25 protein-coding genes are annotated in these 24,066 nt (G+C 65.3%); 13 read left to right on the forward strand and 12 right to left on the reverse strand.

What is annotated here, in order from left to right:
• Positions 1-53: 53 nt before the first annotated feature.
• Positions 54-332, reverse strand: coding sequence for a hypothetical protein (locus ACJA3S_RS18790; protein WP_406819575.1), 279 nt, complete (start codon positions 330-332; stop codon positions 54-56).
• A gap of 132 nt (positions 333-464) precedes the next feature.
• On the opposite strand from ACJA3S_RS18790, the gene ACJA3S_RS18795 reads away from it, so the two are divergent.
• From ACJA3S_RS18795 to ACJA3S_RS18805, 3 genes are all read left to right on the forward strand, one after another.
• Positions 465-836 (forward strand): YajD family HNH nuclease, encoded by a 372-nt coding sequence (locus ACJA3S_RS18795; protein WP_003259546.1) that lies wholly within the window; start codon positions 465-467, stop codon positions 834-836.
• Between the two features lie 70 nt (positions 837-906).
• The gene (locus ACJA3S_RS18800; RefSeq protein WP_028693028.1) at positions 907-1,377 is read left to right on the forward strand and encodes an RNA methyltransferase; all 471 of its coding nucleotides are present in this window, start codon (positions 907-909) and stop codon (positions 1,375-1,377) included.
• Between the two features lie 62 nt (positions 1,378-1,439).
• Complete coding sequence (locus ACJA3S_RS18805; RefSeq protein WP_406819576.1) at positions 1,440-1,781, forward strand: DUF2892 domain-containing protein; 342 nt, start codon at positions 1,440-1,442, stop codon at positions 1,779-1,781.
• Between the two features lie 131 nt (positions 1,782-1,912).
• Here ACJA3S_RS18805 and ACJA3S_RS18810 read toward each other — a convergent pair whose 3' ends face one another.
• On the reverse strand, positions 1,913-3,118 hold the full coding sequence (locus tag ACJA3S_RS18810; protein ID WP_406819577.1) for a hypothetical protein: 1,206 nt from the start codon (positions 3,116-3,118) through the stop codon (positions 1,913-1,915).
• Between the two features lie 39 nt (positions 3,119-3,157).
• Entirely contained in the window at positions 3,158-3,607 is a 450-nt protein-coding gene (locus ACJA3S_RS18815) for a YcgN family cysteine cluster protein (protein WP_170031436.1), read from the reverse strand.
• Positions 3,608-3,751: 144 nt separating this feature from the next.
• Between ACJA3S_RS18815 and ACJA3S_RS18820 the strand changes: the two genes are divergently transcribed.
• On the forward strand, positions 3,752-4,345 hold the full coding sequence (locus tag ACJA3S_RS18820) for a nitroreductase family protein (protein WP_406819578.1): 594 nt from the start codon (positions 3,752-3,754) through the stop codon (positions 4,343-4,345).
• A gap of 70 nt (positions 4,346-4,415) precedes the next feature.
• Here the strand turns inward: ACJA3S_RS18820 and ACJA3S_RS18825 are convergent, their stop codons facing one another.
• The 5 genes from ACJA3S_RS18825 to ACJA3S_RS18845 all read right to left on the reverse strand — a co-directional run bounded on the left by ACJA3S_RS18825 (position 4,416) and on the right by ACJA3S_RS18845 (position 9,169).
• Positions 4,416-5,348: a D-2-hydroxyacid dehydrogenase gene (locus tag ACJA3S_RS18825; protein ID WP_406819579.1), complete on the reverse strand. Its 933-nt coding sequence runs from the start codon at positions 5,346-5,348 to the stop codon at positions 4,416-4,418.
• Between the two features lie 2 nt (positions 5,349-5,350).
• Entirely contained in the window at positions 5,351-5,644 is a 294-nt protein-coding gene (locus tag ACJA3S_RS18830) for a YcgL domain-containing protein (RefSeq protein WP_170031445.1), read from the reverse strand.
• Positions 5,641-6,774, reverse strand: a complete 1,134-nt coding sequence (gene rnd, locus ACJA3S_RS18835) for a ribonuclease D (protein ID WP_170031448.1) — start codon at positions 6,772-6,774, stop codon at positions 5,641-5,643. The genes ACJA3S_RS18830 and rnd overlap by 4 nt, the downstream gene beginning before the upstream one ends.
• A 228-nt stretch (positions 6,775-7,002) precedes the next feature.
• Positions 7,003-8,640 carry a phosphoethanolamine transferase gene (locus tag ACJA3S_RS18840; RefSeq protein ID WP_406819580.1) on the reverse strand — a complete coding sequence of 546 codons (1,638 nt, stop codon included), beginning with the start codon at positions 8,638-8,640 and terminating at the stop codon, positions 7,003-7,005.
• Between the two features lie 163 nt (positions 8,641-8,803).
• Positions 8,804-9,169, reverse strand: coding sequence for a 5-carboxymethyl-2-hydroxymuconate Delta-isomerase (locus ACJA3S_RS18845; protein WP_406819581.1), 366 nt, complete (start codon positions 9,167-9,169; stop codon positions 8,804-8,806).
• Positions 9,170-9,284: 115 nt separating this feature from the next.
• On the opposite strand from ACJA3S_RS18845, the gene ACJA3S_RS18850 reads away from it, so the two are divergent.
• The gene (locus tag ACJA3S_RS18850) at positions 9,285-9,521 is read left to right on the forward strand and encodes a YdcH family protein (RefSeq protein WP_170031457.1); all 237 of its coding nucleotides are present in this window, start codon (positions 9,285-9,287) and stop codon (positions 9,519-9,521) included.
• A gap of 140 nt (positions 9,522-9,661) precedes the next feature.
• On the opposite strand, the gene ACJA3S_RS18855 is transcribed toward ACJA3S_RS18850, so the two are convergent.
• Positions 9,662-10,846, reverse strand: coding sequence for a trans-sulfuration enzyme family protein (locus tag ACJA3S_RS18855; RefSeq protein ID WP_406822276.1), 1,185 nt, complete (start codon positions 10,844-10,846; stop codon positions 9,662-9,664).
• A 92-nt stretch (positions 10,847-10,938) separates the two neighbouring features.
• On the opposite strand from ACJA3S_RS18855, the gene ACJA3S_RS18860 reads away from it, so the two are divergent.
• Positions 10,939-11,397 carry an Lrp/AsnC family transcriptional regulator gene (locus tag ACJA3S_RS18860; RefSeq protein ID WP_170034253.1) on the forward strand — a complete coding sequence of 153 codons (459 nt, stop codon included), beginning with the start codon at positions 10,939-10,941 and terminating at the stop codon, positions 11,395-11,397.
• 84 nt (positions 11,398-11,481) lie between these two features.
• Here ACJA3S_RS18860 and ACJA3S_RS18865 read toward each other — a convergent pair whose 3' ends face one another.
• Positions 11,482-13,812, reverse strand: a complete 2,331-nt coding sequence (locus tag ACJA3S_RS18865; protein ID WP_406819582.1) for an FdhF/YdeP family oxidoreductase — start codon at positions 13,810-13,812, stop codon at positions 11,482-11,484.
• 214 nt (positions 13,813-14,026) lie between these two features.
• Between ACJA3S_RS18865 and moaA the strand changes: the two genes are divergently transcribed.
• Entirely contained in the window at positions 14,027-15,031 is a 1,005-nt protein-coding gene (moaA, locus tag ACJA3S_RS18870) for a GTP 3',8-cyclase MoaA (RefSeq protein ID WP_406819583.1), read from the forward strand.
• 20 nt (positions 15,032-15,051) lie between these two features.
• Positions 15,052-15,951, forward strand: a complete 900-nt coding sequence (locus ACJA3S_RS18875) for a bestrophin family protein (RefSeq protein WP_170031466.1) — start codon at positions 15,052-15,054, stop codon at positions 15,949-15,951.
• Positions 15,952-16,104: 153 nt separating this feature from the next.
• Here ACJA3S_RS18875 and moaB read toward each other — a convergent pair whose 3' ends face one another.
• Positions 16,105-16,644, reverse strand: coding sequence for a molybdenum cofactor biosynthesis protein B (gene moaB, locus ACJA3S_RS18880; protein WP_170031469.1), 540 nt, complete (start codon positions 16,642-16,644; stop codon positions 16,105-16,107).
• 140 nt (positions 16,645-16,784) lie between these two features.
• On the opposite strand from moaB, the gene ACJA3S_RS18885 reads away from it, so the two are divergent.
• The gene (locus tag ACJA3S_RS18885; protein WP_170031471.1) at positions 16,785-17,672 is read left to right on the forward strand and encodes a LysR family transcriptional regulator; all 888 of its coding nucleotides are present in this window, start codon (positions 16,785-16,787) and stop codon (positions 17,670-17,672) included.
• On the opposite strand, the gene ACJA3S_RS18890 is transcribed toward ACJA3S_RS18885, so the two are convergent.
• Positions 17,660-18,442, reverse strand: a complete 783-nt coding sequence (locus tag ACJA3S_RS18890; RefSeq protein ID WP_406819584.1) for a helix-turn-helix domain-containing protein — start codon at positions 18,440-18,442, stop codon at positions 17,660-17,662. The two genes, ACJA3S_RS18885 and ACJA3S_RS18890, sit on opposite strands and share 13 nt — an antisense overlap.
• A 343-nt stretch (positions 18,443-18,785) precedes the next feature.
• On the opposite strand from ACJA3S_RS18890, the gene ACJA3S_RS18895 reads away from it, so the two are divergent.
• From ACJA3S_RS18895 to ACJA3S_RS18910, 4 genes are all read left to right on the forward strand, one after another.
• A complete protein-coding gene (locus ACJA3S_RS18895; RefSeq protein ID WP_406819585.1) occupies positions 18,786-20,396 on the forward strand; it encodes an APC family permease in 1,611 nt (536 codons plus the stop codon).
• A gap of 23 nt (positions 20,397-20,419) precedes the next feature.
• Complete coding sequence (locus ACJA3S_RS18900) at positions 20,420-21,346, forward strand: 4-hydroxyproline epimerase (RefSeq protein ID WP_406819586.1); 927 nt, start codon at positions 20,420-20,422, stop codon at positions 21,344-21,346.
• A gap of 42 nt (positions 21,347-21,388) precedes the next feature.
• Positions 21,389-22,336 (forward strand): dihydrodipicolinate synthase family protein, encoded by a 948-nt coding sequence (locus ACJA3S_RS18905; protein ID WP_406819587.1) that lies wholly within the window; start codon positions 21,389-21,391, stop codon positions 22,334-22,336.
• Between the two features lie 151 nt (positions 22,337-22,487).
• Complete coding sequence (locus ACJA3S_RS18910) at positions 22,488-24,065, forward strand: aldehyde dehydrogenase (NADP(+)) (RefSeq protein WP_406819588.1); 1,578 nt, start codon at positions 22,488-22,490, stop codon at positions 24,063-24,065.
• Position 24,066: the final 1 nt, after the last annotated feature.

Here is a 24,066-nt window from a genome sequence, read left to right on the forward strand (position 1 = left end):
GCTCCTACAACCGATCGCAATCCTGAGCTGCGCCCCAGGCCCGCCCCCCCAAGTCAATCATCCGGTGCCACCGGCTTCTGCGGCTCCTGCCGCAACCCCGGCAAAGGCTGGTCCTTCGGCGGCCCGGGTACCGGCATGGGCGGCAACAACGGTGCCCCCGGCTGGCTGTCGTAGGCCTTGGGCGGTGTACTCGGGGTGATCTGCGGGTAGGGCGTGGGCGTGGGCGTACCCGGTGCACCGGGCACTGGCGTGGTCAACCGGGGCGGTGTGCTGGCAGCTTCGGCCATGGGCAGGCCAGCCAGCACCAGCACGGCGAGGATCGCGCGAAACATCAGCAACCTCCTGTCGGGAACCTTCCTACAGGCTACGCCGATATTCCGGTTTTCGCCTGTCCGCCAGCCGTGCAAGCGCGCTAGACTCAGGGGCATAACCGTCATTTGCCTGACCAGAACGAAGGAAACACCATGAGCTCCACCTCTTCCGCCGCCGCTACTGCGCGCCTGGACCGCATCCTGGCCGATGCCAAGCGCGACAAGGAAATGGGCTACCGCGACAAGGCCCTGAAAATGTACCCGCACGTGTGCGGCCGCTGCGCCCGCGAGTTCTCCGGCAAGCGCCTGAGCGAACTGACCGTGCACCACCGCGACCACAACCACGACAACAACCCGCAGGACGGCTCCAACTGGGAGCTGCTGTGCCTGTATTGCCACGACAACGAGCATTCGCGCTACACCGACCAGCAGTACTTCAGCGAAGGCTCCACCAGCACCCCGAGCATTGCCAAGGCCACCCACAACCCGTTCGCCGGGCTGGCAGGCATGCTGAAGAAGGACTGACCATCGATTGGCCCCCCGCTGCTACCGGGCAGCCCGTATAATCGCGGTTTTTTGCGAAGGGCCCCGGTACGTGGCAAACAAACGATACAGCTGCATCGGCCTGTTCAACCCCAAGTCGGCGGAAAACGTCGGCTCGGTCATGCGCGCCGCGGGTTGCTACGGTGTCAACTCGGTGTTCTATACCGGCAAACGCTACGAACGCGCCCGTGACTTCGTCACCGATACCAAGCGCGTGCACTATGACATCCCGCTGATCGGCATCGACGACCTGCAACGCATCATCCCGCTGGGCTGCACGCCGGTGGCGGTGGAGCTGGTGGAAGGTGCGCGGCCATTGCCGGAATACACCCACCCGGACCGGGCCATCTACATCTTCGGGCCCGAGGATGGCTCGTTGAGCGAGGATGTGCGGGGCTGGTGTGAAGAGACCATCTACATTCCGACCGAAGGTTGCATGAACCTGGCGGCGACAGTGAACGTAGTGCTGTATGACCGCATGGCCAAGGGCCTGAATACCCGTTCGGGGCCCAAGTTCAAATAGCCGACTGAACGATGGCGGCAGCCGGCAGGTCAGCTGCTTACACGTCACACGGAGGCCTCGCCATGCTGGATATCCATTCGCCTGCAACATCGCAGGACAACAACGTTCATGGGCTTGAGCGCGCCAGTTCGCTGGCGGGCGGCGCCTTGATGGTCAGCAAGGGGCTGCGCCACGGCGGCCTGGTCGGCCTGTTGCAGGTTGCCGTGGGCGGACTGGCGCTGGCCCGCGGCTTCACCGGGCACTGCGCGACCAAGGCCTGGTGGCAGCGCCACCGGCAGGAATATCACCGCTTGCGCTCAGACATCGAGCGCAGTGCCTCCGAACTGCAGGCCTTGAAGGCCAGTGCCGAGGCGGCGACGCGCGGGGTGACGGTGACCGGGAAGGACCCGTTGGCTGGCAGTTGATCCTGCACTGCCTGTGTTGGCCCTTTCGCGGGCGCGCCCGCTCCCACAGGTACTGGATTGCCCCTTAGCCCTGCGCGGTCCTGTGGGAGCGGGCATGCCCGCGAAAGGGCCAACACAGGCAATGGAGAGGCCTAGCGCAACGCCTTGCTCTGCAACACCTCGGAGCGCCGCCCCAGCACGTTCTCGCTGATCTGCACGAAGTCTTCGGTGCTGACATCGGGCAGGCGCATCAGCCCGCGCACCACATCGTCGAGCGAGCGTCTGGCCTGGGTGTGGATGCGAATTTCCGTGTCCAGCGCCTGCAACAGCATTACCCCGCGCGCCACCTGCGCCGGGCTGGCATGCTCGCCTTTGAGCCGAGTGACCTTGGCGCCCTGCTTGCTCAAACGCGCCTGCCAGGCCTGGTAGCGGTCATCGCTTATCCCGCCCGAGCGGCGCAGCAGCTCGCTGGCGTAGTAGTCGGTCAGGCTTTCCACCAGCCAGTCGCTGCCGTCGCGCCCATGGATCTGCGCAAACAGTTGCACCACTTCGCGCAGTAGAGGGCTGCTGCCGTTCTCGCTCACCATCGGCCGGCCGCTGTGCAGGTACAACGACCCGTGTGCCGCGGCGGCGCCGCGCCACATGCCATCACGGGCGCCGACCAGCAGCAGTTTTGGCGGGTTACGCGGGAACAGCGCCTGCAATTGCGGCCAGACGAAGGTGAGCAAGGTCAGGCTGTCCATGCGCCGCATGCCCTGCCCCACCGGCGCGGCCACCGTCACCTCGGTATCGCCCAGGCGCGCGCGGCGGCTGCCCAGGTCGCCGGCAAGCATCCAGCCGGTCGGGCGGTCGAACAGGCGCGATACGTTGTCGATGCGGAACTTGTCCTTGCCGATGCGTGGCCAGGCGGTTTCGACGCTGTTCCAGCCCTCGGGCAGGTCGAACGCCAGGCGCGCCACCAGTTCGGTGCCATCCTGCTGGTCGAGGTGCGCCGGCGGTACCAACTGGTCGCCGAGGAACAGCGCCCAATGTGGGTTGATGCGCGACGAATAGGCACCGCCGCGCTTCTGCTCCAGCTGCACACGGTAGCTGAGGCTGGTCTTGCCGGCAGCCGGCTGCCACACGCCACGCTGGCCCTGCGCCTGCCACTTGCCGTCAGCCTGGAAACCGCTGTAGGCCCCGGCCTTGCCCAGGTCGAAGTCGAGGCTGCGCACGGCACTGCCGTCGGCCAAGGTGAGGCGGACTTCCGCCTGGCCAGTGGCCGGCAGCAGGCGCACCTGGTAGTCCAGGTCGACCTTCTTCGCCCAGGCTGGCGAGCAGGCGACAAGGCCCAACAGCAACAACAGCTGGCAACGCATAGCGAAACTCCTTGTATCCCGCACAGCGGGCAGCGCCGGTCAGCTGGCGCGGAAAATCAGGTGGTCTTCCCAGTCGTCTTCGTGCACCTCGTGCTCGCTGAGCATACGCCCGGCCTGGGAAATGCGCTGTTCATGCACCTGCTGGCGGTCACCACAAACCAGGTGATGCCAGGCCGGCAGGTCCTTGCCTTCGCTGACCAGGCGGTAGCCGCAGGTGCTCGGCAGCCACTTGAACTGGTCGGCCTTGCCCGGGGTGAGCTGAATGCAATCTGGCACCTGGGCGAAACGGTTGGGGTAATCGCTGCACTGGCAGCTGTTCAGGTCCAGCAGCTTGCAGGCGATGCGGGTGTAATAGACGCTGTTGTCGTCCTCGTCCTCGAGCTTCTGCAGGCAGCACAGGCCGCAGCCGTCACACAACGACTCCCATTCCTGCGGGCTGAGTTGCTCAAGGGTCTTGCGCCGCCAGAACGGTGCGTTTTCAGCGATCATGACACGGATATCCTGCATTCATCTTGGCGCCGCGGCGCGCGGCGGCGCCAGTCTAGAGCCTGGCCCGCGGCAAAGCCAGACCGCTTGTCAGTGGCGACGCAAGGCAGTAGCGTGCGGGTTTTCCGTCCGTTTGCAGGAACCGCCATGAGCGCCAACCCCCGCATTGCCGATTACGCCATCAACGAACAATTCATCAACCGCTGGTCGCCACGTGCCTTCACCGCCGAGCCCATCAGCGAAGAAACCCTGCTGAGCTTCCTCGAAGCCGCACGCTGGGCGCCGTCGGCGTACAACTCGCAGCCGTGGCGGTTCCTGTATGCCCGTCGCGACACGCCAAACTGGGAGCGCTACCTGAACCTGCTGGTACCGTTCAACCGCAGCTGGGCGCAGCACGCTTCGGCGCTGGTGCTGATCATCTCCAAGACCACCTTCGCCGCCCCCGGTGCCACGGAAGAAAAACCAGCGCTGTGGCATACCTTCGACACCGGTTCGGCCTGGGGTCACCTGGCCCTGCAAGCCAGCATCAGCGGCTGGCACACCCATGGCATGGCCGGCTTCGACCAAGCCCTGGCTCGCCAAGAGCTGAAAGTGCCGGAAGGCTATGTGCTGCACGCCATGGTGGCGATCGGCAAGCTGGGCGACAAGGCCAGCCTGGACGAGGCCCTGCAGGCGCGCGAAGTGCCAAGCCCGCGCAAGCCGCTGAGCGAGCTGGCGGCCGAGGGTGATTTCAGCCTGTAAGGCCTGCTTTTTTGCTGCACCCGGCCTCTTCATGGGCTTGCCCGCGAAGAGGCCGCACAGGCATTACCAATCAGTAGCCACGGGCAAAGTCCACTTCGCCGCGCAACCCCTGCCCCGCGGCATACGCCCGCAGATTCTCGACAAACAACCGCACCATCGCCGACGGCGAGGTGGGCGCCGAGCTGTGCCCGGTCAGCAACAGGCCCCAGGCGGTCCAGAACGGGTGCTGCCTGGGCAGTGGCTCCTGGCGGCAGACATCGATCACCGCCCCGGCCAGGTGGCCGTCCTTCAACGCCGCGACCAGGTCGGCGTCGACCACCGCCGCACCCCGCCCGGCATTGATGAACAGCGCGCCGGGCTGGAAGCACTTGAACAGCGCCATGTCATACAGATCGTGGGTAGCCGGGGTGTCCGGCAGCAGGTTGAGCACATAGTCGACCTGGCCAACCAGGCGCGGCAGGTCGGCCAGCGCGGCCACTTCGACAAACGGCGCCTGTTCCCGCGCGCTGCTGGCGACACCGTACAGGATCACGCCAAACGGCTGCAGGAACTCGGCCACCCGCTGGCCAATGTCGCCGGTGCCGACGATCAGCACCTTGCGCCCTTCCAGGGTCCGCCCCGGGCGGTCGTCCCAACGCCGTTCGACCTGGCTGACCAGGCGCGACAGCACCTCGCGCTCGTGGCCCAGCATGTAGGTGAGCATGTACTCGGCCATCACCTGGCCAAAGATGCCCACGGCGCGGGTCAGGCGATAGTCACGCGGCAGGCCCTCGGCCAGCAGCGGAGTGATGCCGGCCCAGGTGGATTGCATCCAGGCCGGCTTGTGGCCCTGGCGCAGCAGGCTGGCCAGCAGGTCCGGCTGGCCCAGCCACACCGGGCACTGCGGTGCCTGGCGGGCCAGTTCGGCGGAGTCGCCGCTGGTCAGCACTTCCAGCTCAGGCGCAGCGGCACGCAGGATTTCGGCGTAACGAGCATGATCATGCTCAGCAATCAGTACGCGCATGATCAGGCCGGGTCGTTACGGCGCAGCAACTCTTCGGGCAGGTGCTCGATGTAGTCGTCTTCGGGGGGCGGCATTTGCAGGTGGTAGCCCTGGTTGTCGAGGTTTTCCAGCACCTTGGCGATGTCTTCGCGGGCCAGTTTGCGCTCGGGGGTCAGCACCAGGTCGAAGGCGTGCATCGGGGTGCCGAAGAACGGCAGCAGGCCTTCGGGCACGCGCTGCAGGCCATCGGCCTTGAGCACGTACAGGTACATTTCGTTCTTGCGTGGGCTCTTGTAGATCGAGCAAATGCGTTTCATCGGGTCTCTCCGGCGCCTGCCAGGCTATCCAGCAGGGCCTGGCCCATGCGCTCACGGCGCCAGCCGCGCAGCGAATCGGGCAGTTGATAAGGGCCATTGGGGTAGCCGCTCTTGAGCAGCGCTTCCAGGGCTTTCTTGCGCAGCATCAGCTCGGGGGCGATGCCCAGCCGCTCGCCTTCGGCCTGGCCGATGGCGCGCAACCGCTTGAGGATGCCGGCGGCCTCGATCGGCAGCGGTTCGGGCAAGGCCGGCGGCCACTGCTCGGGTGGCAGGCTGGCGGCACGCTTGATCAGCTGGATGAGGAACTCACCATCCTGGCGAATGGTGCGCGGGTGCATCTCGTCGATCTTGGCCAGCGCCGACAGGTTGTTCGGCTGGCTCTTGGCCATCGGCCACAGCGAGTGCTCCTTGAGGATGCGGTTGCGCGGCACATCGCGGTTGCGCGCTTCGCGCTCACGCCAGGCGCACAGTTCACGCAGCACCGCCAGTTGCTGGGGGGCCAGCTTCCAGGCCAGCTTGACGTCGCGGTACAGGCTTTCGGGTTCGACTTCGCGGCGCAGCTGGGCGACCAGCTCGGCACCGTCTTCCAGCACCCAGGCGTACTTGTCGTCGGACAGCCGTGGGCGCAACACGCTGAACAGCTCGGCCAGGTGCACGGCATCCTCGGCAGCGTAGCTGACCTGGGTCTCGGAGAGCGGGCGCTGCAGCCAGTCGGAGCGGGTTTCGCCCTTGGGCAGCTCGATGCCCAGCACTTCCTGCACCAGGCGCGAATAGCCCATGGAGAAGCCCAGGTTCAGGTAGCCGGCTGCCAATTGCGTGTCGAACAGCGGTTGTGGCAGCTTGCCGGTCAGGCGCAGCAGCACTTCGAGGTCTTCGCTGCAGGCATGCAGCACCTTGACCACGCTGCTGTCTTCGAGCAGCTCGGCCAAAGGTTGCCAGTTACCGATCAGCAGCGGGTCGATCAGGAACGCACGCTGGCCGTCGCCGATCTGGATCAGCCCGGCCTTGGGGTAGAAGGTGTCGACCCGCATGAATTCGGTATCGACGGCGACGAAGGGTAGTTCGTGCCAGTTCCGGCAGTGTTCGGCCAGGCTCTGGTCGTCACGGATCCAGTGTATTTCGATGGCCACGAGGCTCTCCCACTAACATTGGCGCGCAGTATATACGGCGCGGGCACTGCTGGTGAAACCCGGGCCATCCTTGATATCGATCAGTGGTGCTGTTGTGCATACTCAGAAGATCGCGCGATCACTGTGGGAGCGGGCAAGCCCGCGAAGCAGGCACCACGGTGGCTGGCACGGGCTTCGCCCGTGTTCGCGGGCACGCCCGCTCCCACAGGGCCGCAGCCACCTGCCCGATCACTGCTTCGCCGCCAGCCACGGCCGACAGCTGGCGAACAGGTCCAGCGACTGCTGGTAGACCTCGGTGTGCACCTGCAACAGGCCGAGCATCGAGTGGAACAGGTTGTCCTGCGACAGCGGGGCGTCGCTGAGCTTGGCCAGGCAGTCGGTATCGATGCCGAAGTCGTCCTTGTAGCTGTCGGAGAACCAGGTCAGCAATGGCACGTGCTTCTGCTGCTCGGGGGCGATGGCGTAGGGCGTGCCGTGCAGGAACAGGTTGTATTCACCCAGCGACTCGCCATGGTCGGACAGGTAGATCATCGCCGTGTCGACCTTGTCCTGCTTGCTGCGCAGGGTGTCGATCAGCGCGGCCAGCACCTTGTCGGTGTAGGCCAGGGTATTGTCGTAGCCGTTGATGATTTCCTGCTGGCTGCACTGGTCCAGGGCATTACTCTGGCACACCGGGGCAAAGCGCTGGTCGGCAGCCGGGTAGCGTTTGAAGTATTCCGGGCCATGGCTGCCCATCTGGTGCAGCACCAGCACGGTGTCCTTGTCGAGGTTGTCGATCAGCTCGCCCAGGCCCTGCAGCAGGATCTGGTCATGGCACTCACCGTCCGCGCACAGTTGCGCGTCCTTGAGGTTGCTGACGTCGATGAACTGCACGCGATCGCAGGTGCCCTTGCAGCCCGACTGGTTGTCGCGCCATTGCACGGCCAGGCCGGCACGCTGGAGGATGTCCAGCAAGCCTTCGCGGTTCTTCGCCACGCGGGCATCGTAGTCCTTGCGCGGCATGCCAGAGAACATGCACGGCACCGAAACGGCGGTTTCCGTGCCGCAGGAGTGCACATCGGAGAACGCCAGCAGGCCCTGCTCGCGGGCAAGGTTCGGCGTGGTGTCGCGGTCATAGCCCAGCACCCCGAAATGGTCGGCCCGCGCACTTTCGCCCACTACCAGCACGGTCAGCGACTTGCGCTCATGCTTTTGCCAGGCGGCATCGCGCCTGGCATCTTCGCCGTAATGCTGGAATGGCTGCGCAGCACTACCGACGCGCTCGCTGACATAACCGAAGGACGCCCCGACGATGTTGCTGGGGGTCAGCATCAGGCGCAGTTCGTGGTGATTGCGAAACAGCGACGCCAGGCCCTGGTAGTTGACCAGCGCCACCGAACCCAGCGCCACGACACAGGCACCGCCGACCACCAGCTTGCCGAACAGCTCGCGGTGCCAGGCGCGGTAGGCGATCGGCGCTTTCCATACCAGGATCGACGGCAATACCCCCAGGCCGAGGATATACAAGGCAAATTTCAGCGAGAGCAAGTCACGCACTTCCGCCACATTGGTTTCGGCAATATTGCGGAACATGCCCGCATCAATAAGTACGCCATACTGGTTCATGAAGTAGGCAACACCGGCGCCACTCAGGAACAACACGATGAGTATCGGCTTCAATATGAAGCGGAAGGCCAACAGGGTAAGAATCAGGTTGAATGCGAACAGCATCATCACGGCAAACGCCAGGATCAGCCATAGGCCCGGCAGACCGGGGGGGACGACCTGTTCAAGATGTTGCCAGAGGAAGACATTGAAGCCGATCAGCAGGTAAAGGCTGGCCAGCAGCGTGACCCATTCAGTCCGCAGGGATTTGAAGTTCGGCATCAGTGTTCGCATTCAAGGGTAAGGACCAGCCCGAGGGCCTGGGCGGCACCGCGGAAACTTGGCCGAACTCTAGAAAGCGCACCATCAATTTTTTGTGAAAAAGACGCCAACAAATCCGTTAGCCGGCGCCTTGAACATTAAAAGAAGTTCATGAAAGCGCGGTTCAGCCTGGCAGGCGCAGCTTGGCGTAAGGTTCCCGATCGATGTCCAGCACTTCCACGCACAGCTGGATATCCACCCCTGGCCGCCCGGGGATGGCTTCGCGCAGTACCTCGAGCAGGCTGCTGGACAACACCGCCTTCACCTCCGGCGAACGCCCGCTGAGGATGGCCAGGCGTACATGGACAAAAGCCCGCTCGCCCGGCGAGGTCCCTACCCGGAAGTGCCGGAAGGCTTCGGCACGGCTCTTGATGTCCGCCTCGTCGGCGAACTGGCCACTGCCGACCAGGGCGTGGTTCAGGCGCAGCAACAGCACATCGACGTTGAGCTCGCGCAGGTTGTCGCTGTATTCCAGGTTGAGGTGAGGCATGGCGCAGGTTCCGGGTCACGGGGAGATGCGACAGCCTACCCCAGTCCCCTACCTGCGCAAAGCCGGCTATCCTCAAAGGTCAGGACCATTCGCCAACCCCGACAGAGGTGAAGAAATGCCAGTTCCGCATGATCTGCTCGCTGACCTGCACGTTACCGCCGATGCATTCCAGGCGCTCATGGACAAGGACCAGACGCTGCATTCGCTGCACAAGGAATACAACGCCAAGGACAAGGAGGTGCTGGCCGCCGAAGGCAACGGTACCAACGACGAGGCCGTCAACCGCTTGCGCAAGGAGCGGCTGCTGATCAAGGACAAGATCGAACGGATCATTCATCCGCCCAAATCCTGACCGGCCTCCACGGGCCCGTGTAGGAGCGGCCTTGTGTCGCGATGGGCTGCGCAGCAGCCCCAAAACTTTCTGCCTTCGCCGTAAATTTGGGGCTGCTGCGCAGCCCATCGCGCCACAAGGCCGCTCTTACAGTCTGTTCATCACACGCCAGCAACCAGCGCGTTCAACGCACCATCCAGGTCCTCGACCAGGTCGCGGTAATCCTCGATGCCCACCGACAACCGCAGCAGGTTCTCGCTGATGCCCATCACGCCCTTCTGCTCCGGGCTCAGCGAGCAGTGCGACATGCTCCAGGAGTGGTTGATCATGCTTTCCACCCCGCCCAGCGAGTCGGCCAGCACGAAGATCTGCAGCGCCTCCACCAGGCGGTTGAGCGCAGCCCGGTCGCCCTTGACCTTCATCGCCACCACCGCCCCGCCACTGCGCATCTGCCGCTTGCACAGTTCATGCTGCGGGTGGCTTTCCAGCCCCGGGTAGTACACCTGCTCGACCTGCGCGTGGCTTTCGAGGAAGCGCGCCACCTGCAGAGCGTTGGCACACTGGCGCTCCATGCGCACATCCAGCGTCTTCAGCCCGCGCAGGGCCAGGTAGCAGTCGAACGGCCCCTGCACGCCGCCAATCGCCATGCTGATCCGGCGCAGGCGCGCCAGCAGCGCCTCATTCGCGGCTACCACCACGCCACCGGTCAGGTCGGAATGGCCGCCGATGTACTTGCTGGCCGAATGCATGACCAGGTCCACGCCAAGGGTGATGGGGCGCTGGTTCCATGGCGAACAAAAGGTGTTGTCGATGCAGGTGAGGATGCCGCGCGCCTTGGCCAGGTCGCACACGGCCTTGATGTCGACCAGGTGCAGCAACGGGTTGGTCGGCGATTCGATCCAGATCAGCTGGGTTTCCGGGCGGATGGCAGCGGCCACGGCCTCGAGGTCGTTGAGGTCGACGTAGGTGGTGGTCAGGCCCGAGCTGCGGCTACGGTAGTCTTCGAGGATACGGAAGGTGCCGCCGTACACGCCGTTCATCACCACCACATGGGCATCCTTGGGCAGCAACTCCAGCACCGTGGCAGTGGCGTTAACACCCGAGGCACAGGCCACCGCGCCTGCACCTTCTTCAAGGGCGGCGACACAGGTTTCGTAGGCATGCCGGGTGGGGTTGCCCACCCGGCTGTAGGAATATTCCGGCTTGTCATCCAGGCTGCGTTTGGTGAACGAGCTGGCGGTGACGATCGCCGGGAAAATGGCATTCTCGGCAACGCTGAACTGCTCGCCAGCATGAATGGTACGGGTGGCGAAGTTACGCGGCTTGTCGGACATGGTCAGGCCCATTGGCAGAGTGAAAGTTGCCACTATCGCACAACCCAAATCGTCTGGCCTTGGGGTAATCTGTGAAATATTTTCCTGCACGGCCCGCACGCGACATGGACAGCTTCGACCAGCACATTCTCACCCTGCTACAACGCGACGCGGCGATCTCGCTCAAGGACCTGGCCGAGGCCGTCAACCTGTCCACCACCCCCTGCTGGAAACGGGTCAAGCGCCTGGAAGAAGAAGGCTACATTGTTGGCCGCGTGGCCTTGCTCGACCCGCAACGGCTGGGGCTCGGGCTGACGGTGTTCGTCCAGCTCAAGACCCAGCGCCACGACAGCGCCTGGCTGGAGCAGTTTGCCGCAACCGTGACCGGGTTCGAGGAAGTGATGGAGTGCTATCGCATGTCGGGGGACTGGGACTACATGCTGCGGGTGGTGGTGGGCGATATTGCAGCGTACGACCGCTTCTATAAAAAGCTCATCACCCGCACCGAGGGGCTTTCCAACATCACCTCCAGTTTTGCCATGGAACAGATGAAGTACACCACGGCGTACCCGGTATCTCGGTAATTGGGGCTGCTGTGCAGCCCTTTCGCGACGCGAGGCCGCCCCACAGGGATCGCACCGTCCTGCAGGCGCGTGCAAACGCGCCATTCAGCTTGTAGTGTTGAGCGCTGCAATCCGGTTCCCGGCCTGGGCCTTCTCGACCCTGATCGCGACGAACTTCGAGGTTGGCGTATAGGTGCCCTCGCCATAGCTGTCCAGCGGCACCAGCGGGTTGGTTTCCGGGTAATAGGCCGCCGCCTGCCCTTGCGGCACGTCGTAGGCCACCAGGCGGAAGCCCGACACCCGCCGCTCCACACCATCCTCCCACAGCGACACCAGGTCCACATGCTCGCCCGGCTCGAAGCCCATCCGGCGGATGTCGACCTCGTTGACGAATACCACCTCACGCAGGCCAAACACCCCGCGATAACGGTCGTCCAGGCCATACAGGGTGGTGTTGTACTGGTCGTGCGAGCGCAGTGTCTGCAGGATCAGGTCGGGCTTGTCACCGCGTGCCAGCACCTTGGCATTCACCAGTTGCTCCGGCAAACAGTGCGGGCTGAAGCGCGCCTTGCCGGTGGCCGTGCGCCATTTACGCTCGGCGGCATGGTTGCCCAGGTGGAAGCCGCCCGGGTGCTGCAGACGCTGGTTGAAATCGCTGAAGCCGGGGATCACATCGGCGATCATGCTGCGGATGCGACCGTAATCGGCGACCGCGTATTCCCAGTCGATCGGCCGCTTGCCCAGGGTCGCCTGGGCCATGCCGGCGATGATCCACGGCTCCGAACGCAGGTGGGGCGATCGCGGGCGCAGCTGGCCGTGGGAAAGGTGCACCATGCTGAACGTGTCCTCCACGGTCACGCCTTGCGGCCCGCTGGCCTGCAGGTCGATTTCGGTACGGCCCAGGCACGGCAGGATCAGGGCATCGCGACCAGTGACCAGGTGCGAGCGGTTGAGCTTGGTGGAAATCTGCACGGTCAGCGCGCAGTTGCGCAGCGCCGCATGGGTGCGCGGCGTGTCCGGCGTGGCCTGGGCAAAGTTGCCGCCCAGGCCGATGAACACCTTGGCCCGCCCTTCTTCCATGGCCTTGATCGCCAGCACCGCGTTGTGCCCATGGGCGCGCGGCACGCGGAACCGGAAGCGCTTTTCCAGGGCGTCGAGCAGCGCCGGCCTGGGTTTTTCGTCGATGCCCATGGTGCGGTCGCCCTGCACGTTGCTGTGGCCACGCACCGGCGACAGCCCGGCACCGGGCTTGCCAACGTTGCCGCGCAGCAGTTGCAGGTTGACGATTTCCTGTACCGTCGCCACCGAGTGGCGGTGCTGGGTAACGCCCATGGCCCAGCACATGATTACCCGCTCGGCCTTGCGGTACATGCGCGCAGCCAGCTCGATCTCGGCCTGGGTCAGCCCCGACTGCTCGACGATGTGCGCCCATGGCGTGGCGTCCAGGGTGTCCAGGTAGGCGTCGATGCCACTGGTGTGCTCGGCAATGAAGGCATGGTCGAACACCGCCGGTTCGCCGTTGGCCTGGGCTTCGCGCTCCCATTGCAGCAAGTACTTGGCCATGCCGCGCAACACCGCCATGTCGCCGCCCAGGGCCGGGCGGAAGTAGGCGGTATTGGTCGGTTCGGAGCCATTGCTGAGCATCTCGAACGGGTGTTGCGGGTGCTGGAAGCGCTCCAGGCCGCGCTCTTTCAGCGGGTTGAAGCAGACCACCTGGGCCCCGCGCTTGACCGCTTCACGCAACGGTTCGAGCATGCGCGGGTGGTTGGTGCCGGGGTTCTGGCCGATGACGAAGATCGCATCGGCCAGTTCCAGGTCGTGGAATACTACCGTGCCCTTGCCCACGCCGAGGGTTTCCGCCATGCCCACGCCACTGGCTTCGTGGCACATGTTCGAGCAGTCGGGGAAGTTGTTGGTGCCGTAGGCACGCACGAACAGCTGGTAGAGGAACGCCGCCTCGTTGCTGGCCCGCCCCGAGGTATAGAACTCGGCCTGGTCGGGCGAGTCGAGCGCCTGCAGGTGCTGGGCGACCAGGGCGAACGCCTCTTCCCAGCTGGTTTCGACATAGTGGTCGGTGGCCGCGTCGTAGCGCATCGGGTGGGTCAGCCGGCCTTGGTACTCCAGCCAGTAGTCGCTCTGCGCGGCCAGCGCGCTGACGCTGTACCTGGCGAAGAACGCCGGGTCCACCGAGCGGCCGGTGGCCTCCCAGTTGACCGCCTTGGCGCCGTTTTCGCAGAACTTGACCATGTCGTTTTCCGGCGACTCGCCCCAGGCACAACCGGGGCAGTCGAAGCCGCCGTTCTGGTTGGTCTTGAGCATGGCGCGCAGGTTCTTGAAGGCATTGTCACTGCCCAGCCAGCTTTTGGTCACGCTCTTGAGCGCCCCCCAGCCGGCGGCGGCGCCCTTGTAGTCGCGGATATGTCGGTCCTGGCTCATGCGCTGAATCCTCACGCTTCGATGCTTTTTTTCAGCCTATGGAGCGCGGGGTAGAGCCGTCCAATCGAAAGATCTTACGGCGTGATAAGCGCTTTCGATCACGCGCCGGGGGTGATGATAGAAGCGGTCGATCAAATGGTCGGGCAAAGCAATTTGACGGCCTTGCCCCCAGGTTATAGCTTGGAGTGCAGTCCCAACCCATTCGAGCGCGAACGTGGAACAGAACAGCCGGGCCCTGATCGACGGCTTCAACCGGAAAATCGACTACCTGCGGATGTCGGTCACCGATCGCTGCGACTTCCGCTGTGTGTACTGCATGGCCGAAGACATGCAGTTTCTGCCACGCCAGCAAATCCTCAGCCTCGAAGAGCTGTTCGCGGTGGCCGAGCGCTTCGTCGCCCTCGGCACCCGCAAGATCCGCCTGACCGGTGGCGAACCGCTGGTGCGCCAGGGCATCGTCGACCTGTGCGGGCGCATCGCCGCCCTGCCCGGTTTGCGCGAGTTGTGCCTGACCAGCAATGGTTCGCAACTCGGGCGCCTGGCCCAGCCGCTGTTCGACGCCGGCGTGACGCGCCTGAACATCAGCCTCGACAGCCTGAATGCCGAGCGCTTCAGGCAGCTGACCCGTACCGGTGACCTGCACCAGGTGATCGCCGGTATCGACGCCGCGCGCCACGCCGGTTTCCAGCGCACCAAGCTCAACTGCGTGGTGCTCAAGGGCCGCAACGACCACGAACTGGTCGACCTGGTGCGCTTTGCCATCGACCGCGAGCTGGACATCACTTTCATCGAGGAGATGCCACTGGGCGTGATCGACGAGCATGAACGCGGCGAGTCGTTCTGCTCCAGCGACGAGGTGCGCGCACGCCTGGCCGAGCAGTTCACCCTGGTCGAATCGACCGAATCGTCGCAAGGCCCGGCGCGCTACTGGCGCCTGGCTGAAGCCAGCAACACCCGCATCGGTTTCATTTCGCCGCACAGCCACAACTTCTGCGCCACCTGCAACCGCGTGCGCCTCACCGTCGAAGGCCGCCTGCTGCTGTGCCTGGGCAATGAACATTCGGTGGACCTCAAGCAGGTGCTGCGCGCCCACCCGGGCAACGCCGAACGCCTAGAACAGGCCATTCGCGATTCGCTGCAGCTCAAACCCTACCGCCATCACTTCGAAGTCGGTGGCGACGTGCAGATCCTGCGCTTCATGAACATGACCGGCGGCTAGGCCGCGGTCTCTGGATTGCCATGATCGTCCACCCCACTCCTGATGTGCTGCGTGTGCTGTTCACCCTCAAGGGCTCGATCGTCAAGCGCATTGCCCTGCGCTGCCTGATGATCACCTTGCTGGCCGCGCTGATCGTGCTGGTCGAGCGGCATTTCCCGGCGTTTTTCTACCCGGTCAGCGCCACGCCGTTCACCTTGCTCGGCCTGTCGCTGTCGATTTTCATGAGTTTTCGCAACAACGCCTGCTACGACCGTTGGTGGGAAGGGCGCAAGGCCTGGGGCAAGCTGATCATCGAAACCCGCTCGTTCGTGCGCGAGAGCCAGGTCATCGCCGACCCGGCCCTGCGCGCCGAGCTGCTGCGCAACCTGTGCGGCTTTGCCCATGCGCTGAATGCGCACCTGCGCAACGAGGACGAACTGGCGGCTGCCCGGCCCTGGCTGGCCCGGCCCGAAACGCTCGGCAGCCACAATGTGTGCGACGCCATCCTGCGCGAAGTGGGCGGGCACTGCTCGCGGCTGGCGGAACAACAGCACATCAGTGACTGGCGCTACAGCCTGCTGGAACAGCGCCTGGTGGGCCTGACCGAGGTGCAGGCCACCTGCGAGCGGATCAAGGGCACGCCGTTGCCGTTCCCCTACACGCTGCTGCTGCACCGCACCATCTATATCTTCTGCCTGTTGCTGCCGTTTGCCCTGGCCGAACCACTGGGCTGGCTGGCGCCGCTGTTCACCACCATCGTGGGGTATACCTTTTTCGGGCTGGATGCAATTGGCAACGAGCTGGAAGACCCGTTCGGGCGCGATGAAAACGACTTGCCGACCGATGCCATGGTGCGCACCGTGGAGCGCGATGTACTGGCCGGATTGGGCGAACGACAGCTGCCGCCGGCGTTGTTGCCGGTGGGGTATGTGTTGAGCTGAAACTGCCATCGCAGGGCCGAGCGGCCTTGTGTCGCGGAAGGGCTGCGCAGCAGCCCCAGTACCTGCGCATTGATGCAAAGATTGCCGGGGCTGCTGCGCAGCCCTTTCGCGACACAAGGCCGCTCCTACACGCGTCAGCCAGCCGTGAGCGAATCAGCCCCGGCTGGCGCAGGCCTCGATCGGCAGCAGGTGCTTGACGAAGTTGCACGGCCGGTGCCGCGCATCCAGCTGTTCCGCCAGGATCCCTTCCCAGGCCGTCCGGCAGGCCCCGGTGGAGCCTGGCAGGCAACACACCAGGGTGCGGTTGGCCAGCCCCGCGAACGCGCGGCTCTGCACGGTCGAGGTGCCGATATCCAGGATCGACAAGGCCCGGAACAACTCGCCAAACCCGTCGATGCGCTTGTCCAGCAGGCACTCGACCGCCTCCGGCGTGCTGTCGCGCCCGGTAAAACCGGTACCACCGGTGACCAGCACCACCTGCACCTGGTCGTCGGCAATCCAGGTAGCCACCTGGGCGCGGATCTTGTAGAGGTCGTCCTTGAGCAGCGCCCGCGCCACCAGACGGTGGCCGACCTCCACCGAACGGCTGGCCAGCAGCTCGCCGGAGGTGTCGTTGTCAAAGGTACGGGTGTCGCTGACAGTCAGCACGGCGATGTTGAGCGGTACGAAGACCGCGTCGGCTTGGACGCGCACGGCGAAGCTCCTTCAGTGGCATTGCAGCCACGCTAGAGGCATGGCCCGGGGGCGTCCAATCGATATGGCGTACCGGCTGATCAATGACATCTATCGCAGACGTGGGTTAAGGTCTGCACAACCCGATACCAGGCACTTTCATGGACATCAAGCAGCTCAAGTTCCTCATCGCCCTCGACCAGACCCGCCACTTCGGCCAGGCCGCAGCGCTGTGCCATATTACCCAGCCAACGCTGTCCATGCGCCTGCGCAACCTGGAGGACGAACTGGACCTGGTGCTGGTCAAGCGTGGCCAGCGTTTCGAAGGCTTCACCGAAGCCGGCGAGCGCATCCTGGCCTGGGCCCGTACCCTGCTCGCCGCCCATGACGGCCTGCAGGCCGAGGCCGCCAGCTGCCGTGGCCAGGTGGTCGGCAGCCTGCGCCTGGGCACGGTGCCGCTGGCCAGCTTCAACCCCATGCACCTGCTGCTGCCGCTGCGTGAGAAATACCCCGAGCTACACTTCCAGCTCAGCTCGCTGAGTTCGGAGCAGGTTATCGACGGGCTCAGCCGCAACCAGCTCGACCTGGGCATCTGCTACCTGGACCAGGTCAATACAAGCTTCTTCGAAGTGATCGAACTGGGCACCACCACCATGGGCCTGTTGCACGATACCCGGCACTTCCAGTTCGCCAGCGACACCCTGCGCTGGGACGAGCTCGGTGGCATTCCGCTGGGCCTGTTGAGCAAGGGCATGCACTACCGCCAGTCGCTGGACCTGAGTTTCCGCAGCCGCGGCCTGGAGCCGAATGCGGTGCTGGAAAGCGACTCCAGTTTCCAGCTGATCCAGGCCATCAACACCGGCATGTGCTGCGCGATCATGCCACTGGACTGCGGCCTGGAAGACCTCAGCGAGCACCTGCGCATCCTGCCGGTGGCCGACGCCGCCATCCACAGCCCGGTAGGCCTGCTGCTGCGCCGCAGCGAGCCACGTTCGGCGATTGCCGAGCAGTGCTTTGCCGAGGCGCGGGCGTTGTTTCAGCGCGGCTGATTGCTGGTCGCCTGCCGATACTGCCGCGGCGTAAAGCCGGTCAGCTGCTTGAACTGGCGGCTGAAGGCGCTGTGGTCGGTATAGCCGCAGCGCATGGCCACTTCGGTGATGGGCAGGTCCGAGTGCAGCAGGCGATGGGCATGTTCGAGGCGCGCCTTGTGGATCATCTGCCGTGGCGTGAGGTGGAATACCCGCTTGCAGTAGCGCTCCAGCTGGGCCACGGAAATACCCGCTATCCGGGTCAGCTCGCGCATGCTGATCGGTTGGTGGAAATGCTGGCGGATATGCTCGTCCACCGCGGCCAGGCGCTGGTAGGCCGGGTGGGTGTCGGCGGCTGACTGCAGGTCGACCGAAATGCCGACCAGGCCGATGATCTCGCCTGCCAGGTTGTACAGCGGGCGCTTGTGGGTCAGGCACCAACCGGGCTCGCGGCTGCCGTACAGGTGCAGTTCCAGCTGGTCTTCCAGCACCAGGCCTTCCTTGAGCACACGTCGATCCTGCTCGGTATAACCGGGGCCCAGCTGTGCCGGGAAGACCTCGGCGCTGGTCTTGCCCAGCAGCGGTTGCAGGCGCTTGAGGCCGCAGCGCCGGACCAGGGTGTCGTTGGCCAGCACGTAGCGGGCAGCCGGGTCCTTGATGAAGATCGCCGCGTTGGGGATGGCATCGAGGATCGGCAACAGCAGGGCCACACCGGCCAGCAGGGCCTCGAGACTGGCGGGGCGGTGCTGGTCGAGGGCCTGGTACAGGGTTGCCAGGGCGGTGTCGGTCATCTGCTCTGTCTCGGTTTGCTGTGCCGGCCTCTTCGCGGGTAAACCCGCTCCCACAAGGGGCTTCACAGATCTTGAGGGCGGTGGGGTCCCTGTGGGAGCGGGTTCACCCGCGAAAGGGCCGGCACCGCCACTGCAGTTCTCAAGCCCTTGCCCTGTATGGCTTACAGCCTATCCAGCCGCCTTTCCCCAAGCCACTGCTTTTTCCAACTGTGCCGATTTCGTCATCCACCCTGCAGAAAACCATCAAGAACCATCGCCTTGATCGGTCCACTCTATGCCCCACGCAAGCCGCATCACGTGACATCAGAACTGCCTATCCAATAACCAACAAAAAGGCGCCCCCATGTCAGGCAAATTCAAGAAACAGTTGTCATTGCTGGACCTCACCTTCATCGGCCTAGGTGCCATCTTCGGCTCCGGCTGGCTGTTCGCCGCCAGCCACGTTTCGGCCATCGCCGGCCCGGCCGGCATCCTCTCGTGGTTCCTCGGCGGCTTCGCCGTGCTCTTGCTGGGCATCGTCTATTGCGAACTGGGCGCCGCCCTGCCGCGCGCCGGTGGCGTGGTGCGCTACCCGGTGTACTCGCATGGCCCGCTGCTGGGCTACTTGATGGGCTTCATCACCCTGATCGCCTTCTCCAGCCTGATCGCCATCGAAGTGGTCGCCTCGCGCCAGTACGCCGCCGCCTGGTTCCCCGGGCTGACCAAGGCCGGCTCCAGCGACCCGACCGTGCTCGGCTGGTTGGTGCAGTTCGCCCTGCTGGGGCTGTTCTTCTTCCTCAACTACCGCAGCGTGAAAACCTTCGCCAAGGCCAACAACCTGGTCAGCGTGTTCAAGTTCATCGTGCCGCTGTTGGTGATCGGCGTGCTGTTCACCTTCTTCAAGCCGGAAAACTTCGAGGTCCAGGGCTTTGCGCCGTTCGGCCTTTCCGGGGTGGAAATGGCGGTCTCGGCCGGCGGCATCATCTTTGCCTACCTGGGCCTGACGCCCATCATTTCGGTCGCCAGCGAGGTGAAGAACCCGCAGCGCACCATCCCGATCGCGCTGATCCTCTCGGTGCTGCTGTCGACCGCCATCTATGCCCTGCTGCAACTGGCCTTCCTCGGCAGCGTGCCAACCGAAATGCTGGCCAACGGCTGGGCCAGCGTGAGCAAGGAACTGGCCCTGCCCTACCGTGACATCGCCCTGGCCCTGGGTGTCGGCTGGCTGGCCTACCTGGTGGTGGCCGACGCGGTGATCTCGCCCAGCGGCTGCGGCAACATCTACATGAACGCCACCCCACGCGTGGTCTATGGCTGGGCGCAGACCGGCACCTTCTTCAAGTACTTCACCCGTATCGATGCCGAGTCGGGCATCCCGCGCCCGGCGTTGTGGCTGACCTTTGCCCTGTCGGTGTTCTGGACCCTGCCGTTCCCGTCCTGGGAAGCGCTGATCAACGTGGTTTCCGCGGCCCTGGTACTGAGCTACGCCGTGGCCCCGGTCACCGTCGCCGCCCTGCGCCGCAATGCCCCCGACATGCCGCGCCCGTTCCGGGTCAAGGGCATGGGCGTGCTCGGCCCACTGTCGTTCATCATCGCCGCACTGATTGTGTACTGGTCCGGCTGGAACACCGTGTCGTGGCTGCTGGCCCTGCAGATCGTGATGTTCGTGCTGTATCTGCTGTGCGGCCGCTTCGTGCCGACCCAGCACCTGTCGCTGGCCCAGCAGGTGCGCTCGTCGGCGTGGCTGATTGGCTTCTACGCCGTGACCATCCTGCTGTCCTGGCTGGGCAGCTTCGGCGGCCTGGGGGTACTCGGCCACCCGTTCGACACCGTGGCCGTGGCCGCCTGCGCCCTGGGCATCTACTACTGGGGCGCAGCCAGCGGTGTGCCGGCCCACCAGGTGCGCCTGGAGGGCGAGGATGAAAGCGAAGCTGGCGTTGAAACCTACAGCAGCCGTCCCGCTGTCGCTTCCTGAATCCCTAGCCAATGGACAAGCCCATGAAACACATCCACGTCATTGACTCGCATACCGGCGGCGAACCAACCCGCCTGGTGATGAAAGGCTTCCCGACCCTGCACGGGCGCAGCATGGCCGAGCAACGCGACGAACTGCGCGAGCTGCACGACCAATGGCGCCGCGCCTGCCTGCTGGAACCGCGCGGCAACGAGGTGCTGGTCGGCGCGCTGTACTGCCCAGCGACCTCGGCCGACGCCACCTGCGGGGTGATTTTCTTCAACAACGCCGGCTACCTGAACATGTGCGGCCACGGCACCATCGGCCTGGTCGCCTCGCTGCAGCACCTGGGCCTGATTAACCCGGGCGAACACAAGATCGACACCCCGGTCGGCCAGGTCACTGCCACCCTGCATGCCGACGGCGCCGTCACCGTCGGCAACGTGCCCTCCTACCGCTATCGCCAACACGTGGCGGTGGACGTGCCCGGGCATGGCGTGGTGCACGGCGACATCGCCTGGGGTGGCAATTGGTTCTTCCTGGTTTCCGAACACGGCCAGCGCATCGAGCTGGACAACCGCGAGGCACTGACCGACTACACCTGGGCCATGCTCAAGGCCCTCGAAGCCCAGGGCATCACCGGCGAGCACGGGGCGCCGATCGACCATGTCGAGCTGTTTGCCGACGACGCCAATGCCGACAGCCGCAACTTCGTGATGTGCCCCGGCAAGGCCTACGACCGCTCGCCGTGCGGCACCGGCACCAGCGCCAAGCTGGCCTGCCTGGCCGCCGACGGCAAGCTCGCTGAAGGCCAGACCTGGGTGCAGGCCAGCATTACTGGCAGCCAGTTCCACGGCCGCTACCAGCGCGACGGCGACCGCATTCGCCCGTTCATCACCGGCCGCGCCTACATGACCGCCGACAGCACCCTGCTGATCGACGAACAGGACCCGTTCGCCTGGGGCATCTGAGCCCCGTTTTTTCCCAGACTGAATACCGCCAGGAGTAACACCATGACCAGCAATATCTTCACCGGCACCATGCCCGCCCTGATGACCCCCTGCACCGCCGAGCGCAAGCCAGACTTCGATGCTTTGGTGCGCAAGGGCCGCGAACTGATCGACCTCGGCATGAGCGCGGTGGTGTACTGCGGCTCGATGGGCGACTGGCCGCTGCTGACCGAAGCCGAGCGCCAGGAAGGCGTGGCCCGCCTGGTCGCCGCCGGCATCCCGACCATCGTCGGCACCGGTGCGATGAACACCCGTGAAGCCGTATCCCACGCCGCCCACGCGGCCAGGGTGGGCGCCGCCGGCCTGATGGTCATCCCGCGCGTGCTCAGCCGCGGGGCCTCGCTGATTGCCCAGAAGCACCACTTCTCGGCGATCCTCGCTGCCGCGCCGCAGCTGCCGGCGGTGATCTACAACAGCCCGTACTACGGCTTCGCCACCCGCGCCGACCTGTTCTTCGAACTGCGCCGCGAGTTCCCCAACCTGATCGGCTTCAAGGAGTTCGGCGGTGGCGCCGACCTGCGCTACGCCGCCGAGCACATCACCTCCCAGGATGACGACGTCACCCTGATGGTCGGCGTCGATACCCAGGTGGTGCATGGCTTCGTCAACTGCAACGCCACTGGCGCCATCACCGGCATCGGCAACGCCCTGCCACGCGAAGTGCTGCACCTGGTGCGCCTGAGCAAGCAAGCGGCCAAGGGCGATGCCAAGGCCCGGCGCCTGGCGCGCGAGCTGGAAGCGGCGCTGGCGGTGCTGTCGTCGTTCGACGAAGGCTGCGACCTGGTGCTGTATTACAAGCACCTGATGGTGCTGAACGGCGACCGCGAATACAGCCTGCACTTCAACGAGACCGACGCCCTGACCGACGCTCAGCGCAACTATGCCGAACAGCAGTACGCGCTGTTCCGCACCTGGTATGCCAGCTGGTCGGCCGAGCAGAACCTGGCCTAAGCAGCCACGGTTTTCTCTGTGGGAGCGGGCGTGCCCGCGAAGCAGGCGACTCGGTGCCTGGCACCGGCTCTGCCGGTGTTCGCGGGCTCGCCCGCTCCCACAGGGTACCTAGTACACCCTTGCAACTGCATGTGATTTCCAAGGAGGCTCCATGACCCTCACAGGCAACCTGCTGATCGGCCGGACGCCGGTAACCGGCAGCCGCGATGCCATCCGTGCCATCGACCCGGCCACTGGCCAGGCGCTGGAGCCGGCCTACCTCGGCGGCAGCGGCGAACACGTGGCCCAGGCCTGCGAACTGGCCTGGGCCGCGTTCGATGCCTACCGCGAAACCTCGCTCGAACAACGGGCGCAATTCCTTGAAAGCATCGCCACGCAGATCGAAGCGCTGGGCGATGCGCTGATCCACCGCGCCGTGGCCGAAACCGGCCTGCCCCAGGCGCGGATCCAGGGCGAACGTGGCCGCACCTGTACCCAGCTGCGTACCTTCGCCCGCGTGGTACGGGCCGGTGAATGGCTGGACGTACGGGTCGACAACGCCCTGCCCGAGCGCCAGCCCCTGCCCCGTGCCGACCTGCGCCAGCGCCAGGTGGCGCTGGGGCCGGTGGCGGTGTTCGGCGCCAGCAATTTCCCCCTGGCCTTCTCGGTAGCCGGCGGCGATACCGCCTCGGCCCTGGCCGCCGGCTGCCCAGTGGTGGTCAAGGCCCATGGCGCGCACCCGGGCACCAGCGAGCTGGTCGGCCAGGCGGTGGCCCGCGCGGTACAGCAGTGCGGCCTGCCAGCCGGGGTGTTTTCACTATTGTACGGCTCTGGTCGGGAAGTGGGCATCGCCCTGGTCAGCGACCCGCGAATCAAGGCCGTTGGCTTTACCGGCTCGCGCAGCGGTGGCATTGCGCTGTGCCAGGCCGCGCAAGCGCGCCCGGAACCGATCCCGGTGTACGCCGAAATGAGCTCGATCAACCCGGTGTTCCTGTTCGACGCCGCCCTGCAGGCACGCGCCGAAGCGCTGGCGCAAGGCTTCGTCGCCTCGCTGACCCAGGGCGCCGGCCAGTTCTGCACCAACCCAGGCCTCGTGATTGCCCGCCAGGGGCCGGCGTTGCAACGTTTCATCACCGCCGCCGGCGAGCAGGTTGCCCAGGCTGCTGCGCAAACCATGCTCACCCCTGGCATCTTCGCTGCCTACCAGGCCGGCGTCGCTGCCCTGGCCGCCAATGCCAATGCCCGCGTCGCCGCCACTGGCCAGGCCGGGCAAGGCCCCAACCAGTGCCAGGCGCAGCTGTTCGTCACCCAGGCCGAAACGTTCCTCGCCGACCCGGCGTTGCAGGCCGAAGTGTTCGGCGCCGCATCGTTGGTGGTGGCCTGCGCCAGCGACGAGCAGGTCCGCCAGGTAGCCGAGCATCTGGAAGGCCAGCTGACCGCCACCCTGCACCTGGACGATGGCGACATCAACAGTGCCCGCAAACTGTTGCCAACCCTCGAGCGCAAGGCCGGGCGCCTGCTGGTCAATGGCTGGCCGACCGGCGTCGAGGTGTGCGACGCGATGGTCCACGGCGGGCCGTTCCCGGCCACCTCCGATGCCCGCAGCACCTCGGTGGGCACGGCGGCGATCCGGCGCTTCCTGCGCCCGGTGTGCTACCAGGACTTCCCCGATGCCCTGTTGCCGCAGGCGCTGCAGCAGGGTAACCCGCTGCACTTGCGGCGCCTGCTCGACGGTAAACGGGAAAGCTGAG

The organism is Pseudomonas sp. KnCO4, assembly GCF_045344305.1.
GTDB lineage: Bacteria > Pseudomonadota > Gammaproteobacteria > Pseudomonadales > Pseudomonadaceae > Aquipseudomonas > Aquipseudomonas anuradhapurensis.